Origin of the sequence: Streptomyces sp. NPDC048297 (assembly GCF_043201585.1) — a bacterium.
In the GTDB taxonomy this organism is placed as follows: domain Bacteria; phylum Actinomycetota; class Actinomycetes; order Streptomycetales; family Streptomycetaceae; genus Streptomyces.
On the sequence record NZ_JBICZA010000001.1, the window covers coordinates 343,120 to 361,269 of the forward strand.

13 protein-coding genes and 1 pseudogene are annotated in these 18,150 nt (G+C 72.2%); 11 read left to right on the top strand and 3 right to left on the bottom strand.

The window, feature by feature from the left end:
* The first annotated feature begins 32 nt into the window (after positions 1 to 32).
* From ACGFYV_RS01565 to ACGFYV_RS01575, 3 genes and pseudogenes are all read left to right on the top strand, one after another.
* Entirely contained in the window at positions 33 to 1,475 is a 1,443-nt protein-coding gene (locus ACGFYV_RS01565) for a GuaB1 family IMP dehydrogenase-related protein (protein ID WP_393876292.1), read from the top strand.
* A 390-nt stretch (positions 1,476 to 1,865) separates the two neighbouring features.
* Positions 1,866 to 3,352, top strand: a pseudogene (locus ACGFYV_RS01570) (amino acid permease).
* A gap of 27 nt (positions 3,353 to 3,379) precedes the next feature.
* The gene (locus ACGFYV_RS01575; protein WP_393876293.1) at positions 3,380 to 3,832 is read left to right on the top strand and encodes an Lrp/AsnC family transcriptional regulator; all 453 of its coding nucleotides are present in this window, start codon (positions 3,380 to 3,382) and stop codon (positions 3,830 to 3,832) included.
* Between the two features lie 180 nt (positions 3,833 to 4,012).
* On the opposite strand, the gene ACGFYV_RS01580 is transcribed toward ACGFYV_RS01575, so the two are convergent.
* Positions 4,013 to 4,753, bottom strand: a complete 741-nt coding sequence (locus tag ACGFYV_RS01580) for a GntR family transcriptional regulator (RefSeq protein WP_393876294.1) — start codon at positions 4,751 to 4,753, stop codon at positions 4,013 to 4,015.
* A gap of 262 nt (positions 4,754 to 5,015) precedes the next feature.
* Between ACGFYV_RS01580 and ACGFYV_RS01585 the strand changes: the two genes are divergently transcribed.
* The 8 genes from ACGFYV_RS01585 to ACGFYV_RS01620 all read left to right on the top strand — a co-directional run bounded on the left by ACGFYV_RS01585 (position 5,016) and on the right by ACGFYV_RS01620 (position 15,466).
* Positions 5,016 to 6,173: an ABC transporter substrate-binding protein gene (locus ACGFYV_RS01585; RefSeq protein WP_393876295.1), complete on the top strand. Its 1,158-nt coding sequence runs from the start codon at positions 5,016 to 5,018 to the stop codon at positions 6,171 to 6,173.
* Positions 6,170 to 7,069, top strand: a complete 900-nt coding sequence (locus ACGFYV_RS01590) for an ABC transporter permease (RefSeq protein WP_393876296.1) — start codon at positions 6,170 to 6,172, stop codon at positions 7,067 to 7,069. The genes ACGFYV_RS01585 and ACGFYV_RS01590 overlap by 4 nt, the downstream gene beginning before the upstream one ends.
* Positions 7,054 to 7,872, top strand: coding sequence for an ABC transporter permease (locus tag ACGFYV_RS01595; RefSeq protein WP_393876297.1), 819 nt, complete (start codon positions 7,054 to 7,056; stop codon positions 7,870 to 7,872). The genes ACGFYV_RS01590 and ACGFYV_RS01595 overlap by 16 nt, the downstream gene beginning before the upstream one ends.
* A gap of 3 nt (positions 7,873 to 7,875) precedes the next feature.
* Positions 7,876 to 8,970, top strand: a complete 1,095-nt coding sequence (locus ACGFYV_RS01600) for an ABC transporter ATP-binding protein (RefSeq protein ID WP_393876298.1) — start codon at positions 7,876 to 7,878, stop codon at positions 8,968 to 8,970.
* A gap of 14 nt (positions 8,971 to 8,984) precedes the next feature.
* Positions 8,985 to 10,454, top strand: coding sequence for an HAD-IA family hydrolase (locus ACGFYV_RS01605; protein ID WP_393876299.1), 1,470 nt, complete (start codon positions 8,985 to 8,987; stop codon positions 10,452 to 10,454).
* Positions 10,455 to 10,581: 127 nt separating this feature from the next.
* On the top strand, positions 10,582 to 12,669 hold the full coding sequence (locus tag ACGFYV_RS01610; protein ID WP_393876300.1) for a nitrate- and nitrite sensing domain-containing protein: 2,088 nt from the start codon (positions 10,582 to 10,584) through the stop codon (positions 12,667 to 12,669).
* Between the two features lie 224 nt (positions 12,670 to 12,893).
* Positions 12,894 to 13,682, top strand: a complete 789-nt coding sequence (locus ACGFYV_RS01615; protein WP_393876301.1) for a carbon-nitrogen hydrolase family protein — start codon at positions 12,894 to 12,896, stop codon at positions 13,680 to 13,682.
* A gap of 86 nt (positions 13,683 to 13,768) precedes the next feature.
* On the top strand, positions 13,769 to 15,466 hold the full coding sequence (locus ACGFYV_RS01620; protein WP_393876302.1) for a flavin monoamine oxidase family protein: 1,698 nt from the start codon (positions 13,769 to 13,771) through the stop codon (positions 15,464 to 15,466).
* Here ACGFYV_RS01620 and ACGFYV_RS01625 read toward each other — a convergent pair.
* Both ACGFYV_RS01625 and ACGFYV_RS01630 read right to left on the bottom strand, forming a co-directional pair.
* Positions 15,463 to 16,674 carry an amidohydrolase gene (locus ACGFYV_RS01625; RefSeq protein ID WP_393876303.1) on the bottom strand — a complete coding sequence of 404 codons (1,212 nt, stop codon included), beginning with the start codon at positions 16,672 to 16,674 and terminating at the stop codon, positions 15,463 to 15,465. The genes ACGFYV_RS01620 and ACGFYV_RS01625 overlap by 4 nt on opposite strands.
* The gene (locus tag ACGFYV_RS01630) at positions 16,671 to 18,131 is read right to left on the bottom strand and encodes an MFS transporter (protein WP_393876304.1); all 1,461 of its coding nucleotides are present in this window, start codon (positions 18,129 to 18,131) and stop codon (positions 16,671 to 16,673) included. Before ACGFYV_RS01630 ends, ACGFYV_RS01625 begins: the two co-directional genes overlap by 4 nt.
* Between the last annotated feature and the right edge of the window lie 19 nt (positions 18,132 to 18,150).

Below are 18,150 nucleotides of genomic sequence, written 5' to 3' on the forward strand. Positions count from 1 at the left end.
GGTCACCTCTGATCGACTGGGATGTGCGGCACGTGCGTTTCCTCAATGACATCCAGCCCGCGTACGACCTGACGTACGACGACGTGTTCATGGTGCCGAGCCGCTCCGCGGTCGGCTCGCGTCAGGGTGTGGACCTCTCCTCGCCCGACGGCACGGGCACCACCATCCCGCTGGTCGTCGCCAACATGACCGCGATCGCCGGCCGCCGGATGGCCGAGACCGTCGCCCGCCGCGGCGGCCTGGTGGTCATCCCGCAGGACATCCCGATCGAGGTCGTCACCGACGTGATCTCCTGGGTGAAGAGCCGCCATCTGGTGCTGGACACCCCGATCGTGCTGGCCCCGCACCAGACCGTCGCCGACGCCCTGGCCCTGCTGCCCAAGCGCGCGCACAACGCCGGCGTGGTCGTCGACGAGGAACGGCGGCCCATCGGCGTCGTCACCGACGAGGACCTCAGCGGGGTCGACCGGTTCACCCAGCTCGAGGTGGTGATGTCCAAGGACCTGCTGCTGGTCGAGGCGGACATCGACCCGCGTGAGGCCTTCCACACCCTCGACACGCACAACCGGCGCTACGCCCCGGCGGTCGACAAGGACGGCAGGCTCGCCGGCATCCTGACCCGCAAGGGCGCCCTGCGCGCCACGCTGTACACGCCGGCCACCGACGCGCGCGGCAAGCTGCGCATCGCCGCCGCCGTCGGCATCAACGGCGACGTGGCGGGCAAGGCCAAGCAGCTGCTCGACGCGGGGGTGGACACGCTCGTCATCGACACCGCGCACGGCCACCAGGAGTCGATGATCAGCGCGATCAAGGTGGTGCGGGCCCTCGACCCGCAGGTGCCGATCGTCGCCGGCAACATCGTCTCCGCCGAGGGCGTCAAGGACCTCGTCGACGCCGGCGCGGACATCATCAAGGTCGGTGTCGGACCGGGCGCGATGTGCACCACCCGCATGATGACCGGGGTGGGCCGCCCGCAATTCTCCGCCGTCCTCGAATGCGCCGCCGAGGCGAAGAAGTACGGCAAGCACGTGTGGGCCGACGGCGGTGTCCGTCACCCGCGCGACGTGGCCATGGCCCTCGCGGCCGGCGCCTCCAACGTGATGGTCGGTTCCTGGTTCGCCGGCACCTACGAGTCGCCGGGCGACCTCCAGCAGGACGCCGAAGGCCGCCCCTACAAGGAGTCGTTCGGCATGGCCTCCGCGCGCGCCGTGGCCAACCGGACCTCGGAGGAGTCGGCGTACGACCGGGCCCGTAAGGCGCTGTTCGAGGAGGGCATCTCCACCTCCCGCATGTACCTCGACCCGGCCCGTCCGGGCGTGGAGGACCTGATCGACTCGGTCATCGCGGGCGTCCGCTCGTCCTGCACCTACGCCGGCGCCAACTCCCTGGAGGAGTTCGCCGACCGGGCCATCGTCGGCATCCAGAGCGCGGCCGGCTACGCCGAGGGCAAGCCGCTGCACGCCAGCTGGAGCTGACCCGAGTCCGTCGGTGCGGCCCCCGATGATCCCTCCCCGGGAGAATCGGGGGCCGTCGGCGTTCCGGCCCCTTGCGGTCGGGCATCACGGCCGGTCCCCTGCGGTCGGGCATCACGGCCGGGCCTCAGCCGGACGACGGCGGGAAATGGGGCTGGTGGGGCGCGTGTGCAACGCCCGGCAGCCCGTGCGCAACGAATGGGCGTTCCGGCCCGATGAACGCAATGATCATGCGGCTATGTGCAAGGTTGCTGCATTACGCCCGTGAAGCCGCTCCTCGTAGGGTGCTGCGCTGTACGTAGCGTGGCGGGGACTCCGCTCGGCGGCGGTTCCTGCCCTGGCAGACCCCCGCCCGTCCCCGCGCGCTCTCCGGCAGCGAGAAGGAGCCAGCGAGTGCTCGACCAAGGCGCACCCCCGCACCACGAGAGAACGGCCGCCCCCACGTCCCCGGGCGTCGCCGCGCGCCTCATGCGCCGCAAGCCCGTGGAACGCCTGGTCGCGGAGGGCGGCCAGGGTGAGGGAGGGCGGCTTCGGCGCTCCCTCGGGCTGTGGCAGCTGACCATGATCAGCATCGGTGCCACCCTCGGCACCGGCATCTTCGTCGCCTCGGCGAGGCCGTCCCCAAGGCCGGCCCGGCCGTCACCCTCTCCTTCGTGATCGCCGGCCTCACCGCGCTGTTCTCCGCCCTGTCCTACGCCGAGCTGGCGGGCACCATCCCGGTCTCCGGCTCCTCGTACGCGTACGCGTACGCAACGATGGGCGAGCTGATCGCCTGGGTCTGAGGCTGGTGCCTGCTCCTGGAGTACGGCGTCTCGGTGGCCGCCGTGGCCGTCGGCTGGGGCGAGTACCTCAACGAGCTGCTGGACGGCGCCATCGGCGTGACGATCCCGCAGGCCCTGTCCGCGCCGCCCGGCGACGGCGGCATCTTCAACCTGCCTGCCCTGATCGTCGTCGTCCTCGCGATGGTGTTCCTGCTCGGCGGCGCCAAGGAGTCGGCACGGGCCAACACCGTCATGGTGTGCGTGAAGATCGGCGCGCTGATCCTGTTCTGCGCCGTCGGTTTCATGGGCTTCAAGTCCGGCAACTACGCGAACTTCATGCCGCTCGGCATGGCGGGCGTCAGCGGCGCCGGCGCCACGCTGTTCTTCTCCTACATCGGCTTCGACGCCGCCTCCACCGCCGGTGAGGAGGCGAAGAACGCCCAGCGCGACCTGCCGCGCGCGATCATGCTGTCCCTCGTCATCGTGACGGCCCTGTACGTGCTGGTCGCGGGCGTCGCCGTCGGCGCCAAGCCGTGGCGGAAGTTCAACGACTCCGAGGCCGCGCTCGCGCAGATCATGACGGACGTCACCGGCCAGAGCTTCTGGGGCACGCTGCTCGCGTTCTGCGCCGTCATCGCCATCGCGAGCGTCGTGCTGACCGTGCTCTACGGCCAGACCCGCATCCTCTTCGCGATGGCCCGCGACGGCCTGGTGCCCAAGGTCTTCGCCAAGGTCCACCCGAAGACCGGTGCGCCGCGCACCAACACCGTGATCGTGTCCCTGTTCTGCGGTGTCCTCGCCGCCGCGATCCCGCTGGGCCAGCTCGCCGACGCCACCACCATCGGCACGCTGTTCGCCTTCTCGCTGGTCAACATCGCGGTCGTGGCGCTGCGCCGGACCCGCCCGGACATGAACCGCACGTTCCGCGTGCCGCTGTCGCCGGTGCTGCCCGCGCTGGGCCTCCTGTTCTGCGTCTGGATGATGGGCAGCCTGTCGGCGGTCACCTGGATCGTGTTCGGTGTCTGGATGGCCGTCGGGCTCGTGTTCTACTTCGTGTACGGCTATCGCCGTTCCCGTCTCGCGGTCGCTGAGGATCTCGCGGTGACGGCAGAGAAGTGACCGGACCGAAGAAGTGAACCACCCCCTGTGCTGAACGATCTCGACGAACGCATCGTGCACGCCCTCGCCGAGGACGCCCGCCGCTCCTACGCGGACATCGGGCAGCTCGTCGGCTTGTCCGCGCCCGCCGTCAAGCGGCGCGTGGACAGGCTGCGGGCCACCGGAGCGATCACCGGATTCACCGTCCGGGTGGACCCGGCGGCGCTCGGCTGGGAGACCGAGGGGTACATCGAGATCCACTGCCGGCGCAACACCTCGCCGGAGACGATCCAGCGGGGGCTGGAGCGGTACCAGGAGGTCGTGGCCGCGTCGACCGTCACCGGTGAGGCGGATGCGATCGCGCAGGTCTTCGCGTCCGACATGCGGCACTTCGAGCGGGTCCTTGAGCGGATCGCGGGGGAGCCGTTCGTGGAGCGGACGAAGTCCGTGCTGGTGCTTTCGCCGTTGCTGCGTCGCTTTTCCTCGGGCGCGCCGGGCTGATTCGGCCTCCAGCTCGGGGGGTTGCTGTCGTATGCCGGGTGCCGGTGCGCTGTGGCCGTTCGCGCAGTTCCCCGCGCCCCTTGAGGTGTGCTGCACTGCAGCTTGCCCGAAGGGGCGCGGGGAACTGCGCGAGAAACCACGAATCACCCGCACCCGGCGACGATCAAAACCCCCCGACCCCTATTCCGGCGCCTTGCGCGCGAGCGCGTTGTTGCCGATCGAGTTGTGGACACTGAAACTCACCGCGTCCGAGCGGTACCGGTCGTCCGACCACTCCACCGGGCGCCCTTCACGCGTCGTCGTCACGCGCCGCACCCGCAGCAGCGGACTCGTGCGGCGCACCCCCAGCAACTCGGCGTCCTGCGCGCCGCAGGCGACCGCGTCGATGACGTGCTCGCCGTAGGCGAAGACGAGGCCCGTGTCGTCGTACAGGCGCTGGGTGACGGACGGGCAGTCCGGCTCGATGGCCTCCACCGCCGGTGAGATCCAGTCGGCGTACACGGTCCGCTCCAGCAGGACCGGCTCGCCGTCCAGGCCGCGCACCCGCAGTACGTGCAACAGCGGTGTCCCGGCCGTCAGTTGAAGGCGTACGGCGTCCTCCTGGGTGGCCGGGAGGTACTCCTGTGACACCACGTGGCCGGTGGCCTCGCGGCCCATGGCCCGTGCCCACTGGGCGAAGCTGCGCAGTTCCTCGAAGCTCTGACTGCGGCGGCTGGCGAGCACCACGCGGCGGGCGCCCTGGCGGGAGCCGATCAGGCCCTCGGAGGTCAGGGCGGCGACGGCCTGGCGGACGGTGCCGCGGGACACGCCGTAGTGGGTCGCGAGTTCCGACTCCGAGGGCAGCCGGCTGCCGACCGTGTACTCCTCGCGGTCGATCGCGCGCCGCAGCTCGTCGGCGATCTCCTCGTGTCGCGCGGTCATGCTTCCCCTCTGCTCAGCCTGCTGTGCACAGCGTGACCAGCCTAATCGACAATCGTGGTGATCCGTGTCAGCCGGAACTGTGCAGGGAATAAAGGGTTGCCGTTTCTACGGCGTTCACCGACAGGACACCACGACCGGGCGTACTGAGGCCAACTTGTTCAGACAAGTTCTCCGCACTTCTCGCTCTCGCATTTTCACTCCCGCACTTCGCACTTCTCACCCCGCACCGCAACGAACCCTCGTGCGCACCCCTGGAGAGACCGTGACCGTGTCCCTGCCGAGAAACGCCGTCCTCGGCGGCTCCCTCGCCGTCGTCGCCGCGCTCGCCCTGAGCGCCTGCGGCGCCGCCACCGACAACGCGTCGACCACCAAGGACGGCAAGAACGCCGCCACCGCCACCTCCGCCGCCGACGTCGGCGGTCTCGACGCCCTGGTCGAGGCGGCCCAGAAGGAGGGCGGGCTGCACATCATCGCGGTGCCCCGCGACTGGGCCAACTACGGCGCCGTCATCGACGGCTTCCAGAAGAAGTACGGCATCAAGATCGAGGACGAGAGCCCCGACGGCTCCAGCCAGGACGAGATCAACGCCGTCACCTCCCGCAAGGGCCAGGACCGCGCCCCCGACGTCCTCGACCTGGGCAGCTCCTTCGCGCTCAGCGCCGCCCAGCAGGGTCTGCTCGCGCCCTACAAGGTGGCCTCCTACGCCGACATCCCCGAGGGTCAGAAGGACCCGAAGGCCGGCTGGTACAACGACTACGGCGGCTACATCTCCATCGGCTGCGATGCGGGGCGTGTCAAGGAGTGCCCCACCACCTTCAAGGACCTCCTCAAGCCGCAGTACAAGGGTCAGGTCGCCCTCAACGGCAACCCGACCAAGTCCGGCTCGGCCTTCGGCGGCGTCTACGCGGCGGCCCTCGCGAACGGCGGCTCCTTCGACGACATCCAGCCCGGCCTGGACTTCTTCGCCAAGCTGAAGAAGAACGGCAACTACACGCCGGTCGAGTCCACCCCGGCCACCGTCGAGAAGGGCGAGACGCCGATCTCGATCGACTGGGACTACCTGAACGCCGGCTACGCCCAGGAGTTCAAGTCCAAGGGCCTCGACTGGAAGGTCACCGTCCCCGCCGACGGCCAGTACGCCCAGTACTACTCCCAGGCCATCAACAAGGACGCCCCGCACCCGGCTGCCGCCCGCCTGTGGCAGGAGTACCTGTACAGCGCCGAGGGCCAGAACCTGTGGCTGAAGGGCTTCGCCCGCCCGGTGCTGATGACCTCCATGGAGAAGGCCGGCACCCTCGACAAGGACGCCGCCGCCAAGCTGCCGAAGGTCACGGGCACGCCCGCCTTCCCGACCGAGGACCAGCAGAGCAAGGCCAAGACGGTCATCGCTCAGGGCTGGGGCAAGGCCGTCTCCGGATGACCACCGCTCTCCCGCGAGCGGACGTGGCGCCCGTCGCTTCGGCGAAGCGGCGGCGCCGCGCCCCCGGCTGGCTCGCCGTCGTCCCGCTGCTGGCGTTCACCGCCGTGGCCTTCGGCCTGCCCGCCCTCGCCATCCTGAACGGCGCCTTCACGGTCAAGGACCCGGCGACCGGCGCCACCTCCCACACGGCCGGGAACCTCTCGGCCTCGCTGCGGGGCCCGTACCTCACCGCGCTGCTCGGCAGCGTCAGGCTGTCGGCGATCTCCGCCGCGCTCGGCGCCCTGCTCGGGCTGCCCCTCGCCCAGGCCGTCGTCAGCTCCCGCTCCCGGGCGCTGCGCGAGGCCGTGCTCACCGCCTCCGGCGTGCTCGCCAACTTCGGCGGTGTCCCGCTGGCCTTCGCCTTCGTCGCCACCCTCGGCAACGCCGGCGTCCTGACCGTGCACCTGGGCCTCACGGACAAGGGCTGGGACCTCTACAGCTTCTGGGGCCTGGTCCTGGTCTACCTGTACTTCCTGGTCCCGCTGATGGTCCTCACCATCACCCCGGCCCTTGACGGTCTGCGCGTCCAGTGGCGGGAGGCCGCGCTGAACAACGGCGCCACCGCCGTGCAGTACTGGCGCCACGTGGCCCTGCCCGTCCTCGCGCCCTCCCTGCTCGGCGGCTTCGTGCTGCTCTTCGGCAGCGCCTTCGCCGCCTACGCCACCGCCGCCGCGATGGTGGGCAGCGCGGTCCCGCTCGTCACGCTGCAGATCGCCGACGCCCTGTCCGGCAACGTGCTCGTCGGCCAGGAGAACGTCGCCCTCGCCCTCAGCCTCGACATGGTGCTGGTGGCGGGCCTGGTGATGGCCGTGTACCTGCTCCTGCAACGACGGAGCGCCCGATGGCTCGACGCCTGACCCCCTGGCGCTGGGCCGTCCTCGGCCTGGCCGCGCTGTACTTCCTGGTGCCGCTCACCGCGTCCGTGATCTTCACGGTCGACGTGCCAGGCCGGGGCGTCTCCTTCGACGCCTACACCCAGATCCTGTCCACGGCCGGCTTCACCTCCAGCCTGCTGCTCTCGCTGGAGCTTGCCGTGGCGACGATCGTGGTGGTCCTGCTGCTCATGGTGCCCGCCGTGGTCGCGCTGCGGCTCGGCGCGCCACGGCTGAGGCCCGTGGTCGAGGTGGTCTGCTCGCTGCCGCTGGTGGTGCCGCCGATCGCCTTCGTCGCCGGCATCGTGACCGTGCTCAAGTGGGGCCCCGAACATCTCTCCCGCACGCCGCTGTTCCAGACGTTCGTGGTGATCCAGGACGAGAACTTCCCCGTCGTGCTGGTCCTCGCGTACGTCGTGATGGCGCTGCCGTTCGTGTACCGCGCCCTGGACGCGGGGCTGCGCGCCATCGACGTGCGCACCCTCGTCGAGGCCGCCCGCAGCTGCGGCGCGTCCTGGCCGCAGGCGCTCGTGCGGGCCGTGCTGCCCAACCTGCGCGGGGCACTGCTGAACGCCACCTTCCTCACGCTGGCGCTGGTGCTCGGCGAGTTCACCGTCTCCCACCTGCTCGGCTACCAGCCCTTCGCCGTGTGGATCTACAACGTCGGCGGCTCGCAGGCCCAGATGTCCGTCGCCGTGTCCGTGCTCAGCCTGCTCGTCACCTGGGCCCTGCTCCTCGCGCTCGCCGGTGCCGGCGGCCGTACCCGAACCGCTTCCTCCCGGGGATGAACCATGACCGTCACCACGCCTGAGAAGGCCGCCGCCGAGAAGGCGGCCACCGTCGAATTCCGGGGACTGCGCCGGGAGTTCGGGGCCACCGTCGCCCTCGACGGGCTCGATCTGACCGTCCGCCCGGGGGAGTTCCTCGCCCTCCTCGGCCCGTCCGGCTGCGGCAAGACCACCGCGCTGCGCATGCTCGCGGGGTTCGAACACCCCGACTCCGGTGCGGTGCTGGTGGACGGCGAGGACGTCACCCACGTCCCGGCCCACCGCCGCGACGCCGGGATGGTCTTCCAGTCGTACAGCCTCTTCCCGCACCTGAACGCCGTCGACAACGTCGCCTTCGGGCTGCGCATGCGGGGCATGCGTACGGCCGAACGGCGTTCCCGCGCCGCCGAGTTGCTGGAGCTTGTCGGCCTCGGCGACAAGGGGGAGCGGTACCCGCACCAGCTCTCCGGAGGCCAGCAGCAGCGCATCGCGCTCGCCCGCGCCCTCGCCCTGCGCCCGCGCGTGCTGCTGCTCGACGAGCCGCTGTCCGCGCTCGACGCCCAGGTGCGCCTGACCCTGCGCGAGGAGATCCGCCGGCTCCAGCAGGAACTCGGCATCACCACCCTCTTCGTCACCCACGACCAGGAGGAGGCCCTCTCGGTCGCCGACCGGGTCGCCGTCATGCGCGCCGGCCGGCTCGAACAGTGCGCCGGGCCCGCCGAGTTGTACGGCCGTCCCGCGACCGCCTTCGTCGCCGAGTTCGTCGGCACGATGAGCCGCGTCCCGGGCGAGCTGAAGGACGGCACGGTCGAGGTGCTCGGACAGCGGCTCCCCGCCGACGCCGACGCAGGCGCCGGCGCCGAGGTCCCGGACGGGGACGTGGACGTGCTGGTGCGGCCCGAGGCCGTCCAGGTGCGCGCCGACGAGCAGGGCACCGGGCGGGTCGCCGCCACCGCCTTCCTCGGCGCCGTCGTCCGGGTCACCGTACGGCTCGCCGGCGGCACCGAGGTCAAGGCCGACCTGCCCGCCCACGAGGCCGCCGCCCTCGGCGCCGGGGCCGCCGTCAGCGTGTCCCTGCCCGAACGGCCGGTGCTGGTGGCCGAACGCGCCCAGAAGTGAGGAACGAAGAAGCAGTGATCCCGTACACCCCCGAACTCCCGCTGCAAGCCGTCCTGTTCGACATGGACGGCACGCTCGTCGACACCGAGCACCTGTGGTGGGAGGCGGTCGAGCAGGTCGCCGGGCGCCCGCTGAGCGAGGCGGACCAGCCCGAGGTGCTCGGCCGTCCCGTCGAGCACACCGCCGCCTGGCTCGCGGCCGGCAGCGGCCGGGACGGCGCCGAACTCGCGGCCGAACTGCACCGCGAGTTCGCCGACCGGGTCCGCACCGAGATCGTGCCGCGCCCCGGCGCGCTCGACCTGCTGGACACCCTGGCCGCCGCCGGCGTCCCCACCGCCCTGGTCACCGCGTCCCCGCGCGCGGTCGCCGACGTCGTCCTCGACGCCCTCGGCGCGCACCGGTTCGCGGTCTCCGTCACCGCCGACGACACCGAGAGAACCAAACCGGCCCCGGATCCCTACCTCGCCGCCTGCCGCGCCCTCGGCGTCGAACCGGCCGGCTGCGTGGCCGTCGAGGACACCGAGACCGGTGTGGCCTCCGCCGAAGCCGCCGGATGCGCCGTGCTCGCCGTGCCGTCCCTCGCGCCGATCGGCGCCGCACCCGGGCGGACCCTGCGCGACACCCTCGTCGGGGTGACGACCGAGGAACTGCGCGCGATGGCCGCGCCCGAACTCCGCGTCATGAGCTGGAACCTGTGGCTCGGCGGCAGCGAGGTCGACGACCACCGCGCCAAGCAGGTCAAGGCCGTCCTGGAGAGCGGCGCCGACGTCGTGGGGCTCCAGGAGACCGCCGGCACGGCCGCCCGGGAACTGGCCGAAGCCCTCGGCTGGCACCACCACCGGGCCGGCGAGAACCTCGGCGTCATCAGCCGGCACCCCATCACCGCCCGCTTCGGCGACCCCGGCGCCGGCTTCTACGGCGCCGCCGGAGTCCGCGTCGAGGCGGCGCCCGGCCGTGAGGTCGACGTGTGGACGGCCCACCTGGACCACGCGCCGTACGGGCCCTACGAGAGCGCCTTCGACGGGCTCGGCGCGGCCGAGCTGATCGCCCACGAGGACGTGCGGCTCGCACAGATGCGGGACACCCTGGACCGGATCGCCGCATCGTCCCGCGACGGCGTCCCGGTCGTCCTCGTCGGCGACTTCAACTGCCCCTCCCACCTGGACCGTCCGGACGTGGCATGGCCGGTGACCCGGGCGGCGCAGGACGCGGGGTTCGCCGACTCCTACCGCGAGGCCCACCCGGACCCGGCGGCCGAGCCGGGGCACACCTGGTCGCCGATCCACCCGGTCCACGAGGACGGCAGCGGGCGGGCCGAGCCGCAGGACCGCATCGACTACGTGCTCCACCGGGGCGGCCTGACCGTCCGGGACGCGCGCACGCTCGTGATCGGCACCCCGCGCCCCTGGCCCGACGTCGCGGACAACGACTGGCCCTCCGACCACGCCGCCGTCGTCACCCGTTTCACGCTGCCCCGGCCGTGAGCGGGCTCGTCGTCCCCTGGAGACCAGGCGTCACCGCTGGTCACCCTCGCGGACACCATTGCGGACCAGGGGGCGATCCCGTAGGTTGTGCCGCACTTTCTACTGACTGGTAACCCGGCAGGTGTCCATGCGCTGGCCCGTCGGCCGTCCCCCCACCGTCCGCACCCGGATCGTGGCGCTCGCCCTGGCCCCCGCGGTCGCGCTGATGGGCCTGTGGAGCTTCGCCATGGTGTCCGTCACCGGCGAACTGCGCGCCCTGATCCGGCTGCAGGGGGTGTACGAGGACTTCGGCACCCCCGTGGACACCGCGATCGGGCAGATGCAGATCGAACGCCGGCTGTCCGCCGCCTACCTGGGCGCCCGCCTCGACACGGCCGCGGCCGGCGACCTGCTCGGGCAGCAGCGCCGTACCGACCGGGCCGTGGAGGGGATGCGGCAGGCGGTCGGGGGTGGGGGCCGCGACCGGCTCACGGACCGGCAGCGCCAGGCCCTGGACGCCGTGGTCGCCGCCACCGGCAAGCTGGAGGGACTGCGCGAGGACGTGCTGTCCCGGCGCATCACCTGGGACCGCGCGGTCGACGCGTACAGCGCGCTCGTCGAGCCCGGATTCGACGTGCAGTCCACGCTCACCGCGCTCCAGGCCGGGCAACTGGCCCGGGAGGCGCAGGTCGTCGTCGAACTGGTGCGGGTACGGGAGTTCGTGTCCCGGGAGGACGCCCTGGTCGCCGGGGCGCGGGCGGCCGGGACCGTGACCGACCGGCAGTACGACAGCCTCACCGCGACCATCGAGGACCGGCGCGTCTTCGAGCGGACGTACGTGCCGGACCTGCCGGCCGACTCGCGCGGCCTGTTCGAGGAGTTCCAGCACGGCGACCTGTACCGCTCGCTCACCGCGGGCGAGGACGCGCTGCTGCGGGCCGGTGCCGCAAGCGCCGGGCGGGCCGTCGCGGCGGACACCTGGCGCTCGACCAGCGACCGGGCCGTCAAGCGCTACATGCGGCTGTGCACCCGCTCCGCCGAGAACTCCGCCGCGCGCGGGCGGGACTTCGCCTACCGGGAGCTGACCAAGGCGGCCGTCGTCGGCGCGGTCGGACTGGCCGCCGTCGTCCTGTCCCTCTGGCTCGCGGTGCGCGGCGCCCGGCGCGTCTCCCGCCGCCTGGAGACCCTGCGCGACGCGGCCGACCTGCTCTCCACCCAGCAACTCCCGGACGTGATGCGCCGGTTGAGCGCGGGCGAGGAGGTGGACGCGCTCGCCGAGGCGCCGCCGCTCGCCACCGACGCGGCCCGCGACGACGAGATCGGCCAGGTCCGCAGGTCCTTCAACACCGCGCGGCTCGCCGCCGTCGAGGCCGCCGTCCGCCAGGCCGGCCTGCGCCGGGGCCTGTTCGCGGTGCTGCTCAACATCGCGCGCCGCAACCAGGCACTCGTGCACCGGCAGCTCAAGCTCGTCGACACCCTGGAGCGGCGCACGCAGGACCCGGACGTCCTGCGAGAGCTGTTCCGCATCGACCACCTCACCACCCGGATGCGCCGCCACGCCGAGAGCCTGATCATCCTCTCCGGCTCGGCTCCCGGACGCCGGTGGCGCAGGCCCGTGCCCGTCGCGGACGTCGTCACCTCCGCGGTGAGCGAGACCGAGGACTACGCGCGCGTGGTGGTGCCACCGATGCCGCGGACCGCTGTCGCCGCTGACGCCGTCGCCGACGTGGTGCACCTGCTCGCCGAACTCCTGGAGAACGCCACGGCGTTCTCACCGCCGCACACCGAGGTCACCTTCCGCACCGGACGCGTCGGCAACGGCTTCGTCCTGGAGATCGACGACCGCGGGCTCGGCCTCGACGCCGAGCGGCGCGAGGAGGCCCGGCGCACCCTCACCGACCCCGACGCCTTCGACCCCACCCGCCACGACCGCCTCGGCCTCTACGTCGTAGGCCGCCTCGCCGCCCGCCACGGCATCGAGGTCAGCCTGCGGGATTCGCCGTACGGCGGTACGACCGCGGTGGTGCTGCTTCCGGAGGCGGTGCTGGCGACGACGGTCGAGGTGCGCGCTGATGAGCGGCAGGGCGAGGTGCCGGTGCCCGTACCCGTACCGGTGCCGGCGCCCGTTCCGGTGGCGGTGCCGGTGACGGACGCCCCGGTGACCGCCGAGCTGCAGCTGCCCACTCGCACCCGTCAGGCCTCCCTCGCCCGTGAGCACCGGCTGAAGCAGTTGTAGACGTCCCCTGTGACCTGCGCCTCAGCCCTGCCGGAACCGCCCGCGAACCGTCCGTGTGCCGCCCGCGAACCGTCCGCGAGGGCGCGCAACGAATCGCCGTCCGGGCCCTCTCCCACGCAACGAACCGCGCACCGGCGCGCAACGGCTCCTTCTTGTCCGGCCGAGCGCGCCGACCGTACCTTCTAATTGGCCCCGAAACCCCTCCTTTCCGGTGAGGATCACGCATGCGCACCGCCCTGCTCCAGAGCTCCGGCCGTCCCGGCTCCGTCGTCGAGAACCTCAAGATCCTCGACGAGGCGGCCGGCCGTGCCGCCGCCTCGGGCGCCGCGCTGCTGGTCGCGCCGGAGATGTTCCTGACCGGGTACGCGATCGGCGACGAGATCGGCCGCCTCGCCGAGCCCGCCGACGGCGACTGCGCCGACGCGATCGCCGGGATCGCCACGCGGAACGGCCTGGCCGTCGTGTACGGCTACCCGGAGCGGGACGGCGAGATCGTCCACAACTCGGCCCAGCTGATCTCCGCCGACGGCACCCGGCTCGCGAACTACCGCAAGACCCACCTCTTCGGCGGCTTCGAGCGCGACCACTTCACGCCGGGCGAGCAGCCGGTCGTCCAGGCCGAGCTGAACGGTCTGACCGTGGGCCTGATGATCTGCTACGACGTCGAGTTCCCGGAGAACGTCCGCGCCCACGCGCTGGCCGGCACCGACCTCCTCGTCGTGCCGACGGCGAACATGCATCCCTTCGAGCTGGTCGCCGAGTCGATGATCCCGGTGCGCGCCTTCGAGAACCAGCTGTACATCGCGTACTCCAACAGGGTCGGCCAGGAGGGCGAGTTCGAGTTCTTCGGCCTGTCCACCCTCGCCGGGCCCGACGGCGTCCACCGCACCCGCGCCGGCCGCACCGAGCAGCTGGTGCTCGCCGACGCCGACCCGGCCTTCCTGGCCGCCTCCCGCGAGGCCAACCCGTACCTGAAGGACCGCCGCCCCGGTCTGTACGGGTCGCTCGGCTGAGCCCTGCCGAGAGCCCTCCGCACAGCCCTCCCGGGCCACCGCACACGCTTCCCCTGTCTTCACCACGCGCAAGGAGTCCGTACCCCATGACGTCCACGGTGCCCAACGCCGTCGAGCACGCCGACGAGCAGCAGCCGCCGATCACCATGTTCGGCCCGGACTTCCCCTACGCCTACGACGACTTCCTCGCCCACCCGGCGGGCATCGGCCAGATACCGGCGACCGAGCACGGCACCGAGGTCGCGGTCATCGGCGGCGGTCTGTCCGGCATCGTGGCCGCCTACGAGCTGATGAAGATGGGCCTCAAGCCCGTCGTCTACGAGGCCGACCAGATCGGCGGCCGGCTGCGCACGGTCGGCTTCGACGGCTGCGACGAGTCGCTCAACTGCGAGCTGGGCGCGATGCGTTTCCCGCCGTCCTCCACCGCCCTGCAGCACTACATCGACCTGGTCGGCCTGGAGACGAGGCCCTTCCCGAACCCGCTGGCCGAGGCCACCCCCTCGACCGTGGTCGACCTCAAGGGCGAGTCGCACTACGCCGAGACGATCGCCGACCTGCCCCAGGTCTACCGTGACGTCGCCGGCGCCTGGAACAAGTGCCTCGACGAGGGCGCCGACTTCTCCGACATGAACCGCGCCATGCGCGAGCGGGACGTCCCGCGCATCCGCGAGATCTGGGCGAAGCTGGTCGAGAAGCTCGACAACCAGACCTTCTACGGCTTCCTCTGCGACTCCGAGGCCTTCAAGTCCTTCCGGCACCGCGAGATCTTCGGCCAGGTCGGCTTCGGCACGGGCGGCTGGGACACCGACTTCCCGAACTCCATCCTGGAGATCCTGCGCGTCGTCTACACCGAGGCCGACGACCACCACCGCGGCATCGTCGGCGGCTCGCAGCAACTGCCGCTGCGGCTGTGGGAGCGCGAGCCCGAGAAGATCGTGCACTGGGCGTACGGCACGTCGCTGAAATCCCTGCACGAGGGCGACACCCCGCGCCCCGCCGTCACCCGGCTCGCCCGCACCGCGGGCAACCGCATCACGGTGACGGACGCGGCCGGCGACATCCGCACCTACCAGGCGGCGATCTTCACCGCGCAGTCCTGGATGCTGCTGTCGAAGGTGAGTTGCGACGACGCGCTCTTCCCGATCGATCATTGGACGGCCATCGAGCGGACCCACTACATGGAGTCCAGCAAGCTGTTCGTGCCGGTGGACCGGCCGTTCTGGCTGGACAAGGACGAGGACACCGGGCGGGACGTCATGTCGATGACGCTGACCGACCGGATGACGCGCGGCACCTACCTGCTGGACGACGGACCGGACAGGCCGGCCGTCATCTGCCTCTCGTACACGTGGTGCGACGACAGCCTCAAGTGGCTGCCGCTGTCGGCCAACGAGCGCCTCGACGTGATGCTGAAGTCGCTCGGCGAGATCTATCCCAAGGTCGACATCCGCAAGCACATCATCGGCAACCCGGTGACCGTGTCCTGGGAGAACGAGCCGTACTTCATGGGCGCGTTCAAGGCGAACCTGCCCGGCCACTACCGCTACCAGCGCCGCCTGTTCACGCACTTCATGCAGGACCGGCTCCCGGAGGACCGGCGCGGCATCTTCCTCGCCGGTGACGACATCTCGTGGACGGCCGGCTGGGCCGAGGGCGCGGTGCAGACGGCGCTGAACGCGGTGTGGGGCGTGATGCACCAGCTGGGCGGCTCCACCGACGCGACGAACCCCGGCCCCGGCGACCTGTACGACGAGATCGCGCCGGTCGAACTGCCCGAGGACTAACAGCGTTCGGCGCTGCGCCGCCCGGCGGCGCGGCGTTCGGCGGCGCCGTCGAGGAGCCGGCGGCGCTGCTCCGGGTCCGTGGCCGCCGCCACCGCGGTCAGGGCGAGGGCCCGCGCGCCGTCCAGGACCGCGCGGTCCGCGCCCGGCGACGTCCCGTACGCCGCGAACCCGGCCGTGTGCTGGAGCGCGCCGCCCGTGTCGTAGCCGACGGTGGGGTGGATCGTGGGCAGCAGCCGCGAGACGTTGCCCATGTCCGTGGACGCCATGGTCTGTCCGTGCCGGTCCTGCGGGACGCGGCCCAGGGCGTGGGCGGCGTCGGTGTAGGCACGGGTGAGGAACGGGTCCTGGCACAGCTCCGCGAAGTCCCGCCCGTGCGGCTCCAGCCGGAGCCGCGCGCCGGTGGCCTGGGCCCCCGCCTCGAAGCAGGCGCGGACCCTGGTCTGGACGGCCCTGAGCTGTTCCAGGGACGGGGCCCGGACCTCGTAGCGGGCGCGGGTGAGGTCCGGTACGACGTTCGGCGCCGAACCGCCGTCGGTCACGATGCCGTGCACCAGCGAGCCCGGCGGCAGATGCTGGCGCAGCAGGCCGAGCGCGGTCTGCGCCACGGTGAGGGCGTCGAGCGCGTTGACGCCGTCCCAGGGAGCGATCGCCGCGTGCGCCGGGCTTCCCTCGTACGTGATGTCCCAGGCGCCGATCGCCAGCGAGGACGCGCCCACCGTGTCCTCGGTCGCGGCGTGCACCATCATCGCGGCGGCCACGTCGTCGAACACCCCGGCATCGATGAGCAGCACCTTGCCGCCGATGTCCTCCTCGGCGGGCGTGCCGATCAGCCGTACCGTGACACCGACCCGGTCGGCCACCGCCGCGAGAGCGAGCGCGGCGCCGACCGCCGCCGCGCCGTTGACGTTGTGCCCGCAGGCGTGGCCGATGCCCGGCAGCGCGTCGTACTCGGCACAGAACGCGATCACCAGATCACCGCTGCCGTACGTCGCGTCGAGCGCGGTCGGCAGGGAGGCGAGGGGCCGTGTCACGGTGAACCCGGCCGCGTCCAGCAGGTCGGCGATCTTCCGGGCGGAGCGGTGCTCGTCGAGGGCCGTCTCGGGTTCGGCGTGCAGGCTGTGGCTGAGCCCGACCAGTCGGTCGGACCACTTCAGGACCGCCTCGGCCACATCGGTGCGGGTGCTGATCACGTCGGTACGGGTGTTCACGCGATGCCCTCCTTCGGGGTGACGGTGTCGGTGCGGGGCAGGACGGACGGCTGGGCGGTGGTGCCGTAGGCCAGGGCGAGGGCGGAGCCGAGGAGCGCGACCCCGGCGCACACGCCCCAGCTCCACGCGAAGCCGGACAGGGCGATGTGACTGCCGTGCTGGTGCGCGGCGAACAGGGCGCCGATGACGGCCGCGCCGATCGCCGCGCCCAGGGACAGCGCCAGTTCGTTGACGCCCACGGCGAGCGCGGTCTCGCGCTCGGGCACGACCTCCGCGGACAGCGTCCTGGTGATCGACGAGAACAGGCCCGTGGCCAGCCCCACGACGAGCGCGGAGACGATGTACTGGGTGAGCGTGGCGTGGAACACGACCATGCCGAGGAAGCCGAGCGCGGTCAGGGCGCCGCCGGTGGCGAGGACCGCGCGGTCGCCGATCCGGCGGGCCAGGCGCGGCGTCGCGGTGGACCCGGCGAAGCCCGCCACCACCATCGCGAGGGAGACCGTGGCGATGGCCTGCGGTCCGAGGCCCATGCCGTAGCCGGTGCGGTCCGGGTCGGCGCCCAGGAACAGGGCGTTGGCGCCGAGGAACCCGATCGTGCCGAACGCCGCGCAGAACGTGTGCGCGCTGATGACCGCGAGCCGCCGGTCCCGCAGCATCCGCACGCTGACCAGCGGATGCGTGGCCCTGCGCTCCACCGCCACCCACGTCACCAGGGCGAGCGCGGCGAGTGCCCCGGTGCCGAGCGAGCGCGCCGACAGCCAGCCCCAGGCCTCGCCCTGCGCCAGCACCAGGACCAGCGCGACGAGTCCGGCCGTCAGCAGCGCCGCCGCGCCGTAGTGGAACCGGCCGCCGCGTTCCGTGTCGCTGTCCGGCAGCACGAGGGCGGCGACGACGGCGACGGCCGCCACCGGCACCGCCACCCACAGGCCCGCCGCCGCGTGCCTCTCACTGAGCGTGCCGGCGACCAGGCCGCCGACGCCGATCGCGATGAGCAGCGCGCCCACCAGCACCGACATGCCGATCCGGCCGCGCTCGGGTGCCCGGGACCGCAGGATCCCCGCGAGCAGCGGGAAGAAGCCGACGACCGCGCCCTGCAGCACCATGCCCACGGCGAGCGTCGCCACCGTCGGTGCGACGGCCATCAGCAGCGAACCGGCCGCCACCAGCGTGACCGCGACCCGCAGCAGCCTGCGGTGCCCGTACAGGTCGCCCAGGCGCGAGAGCAGCGGGGTGAGCACCGCGAACGCGCACTGGGACAGCAGATAGAGGTTGTTCTGGCCCACACCGCCGAGGTGGAGCCGGCCGCCGAGTTCCGGCAGCAGCGGGGTGAGGTAGCCCTGGACGACACCGCTGAAGACGATGACCACCGCCATCGCGCCGAGCATGCCGCGGCCGGTGCCGAGGAGTGCCCCGCCGGGCCGGACGCCGCCGCCCTGGGCCGATCCGTCTGTGCGCACAGCAGATTCCCTTCTGGTT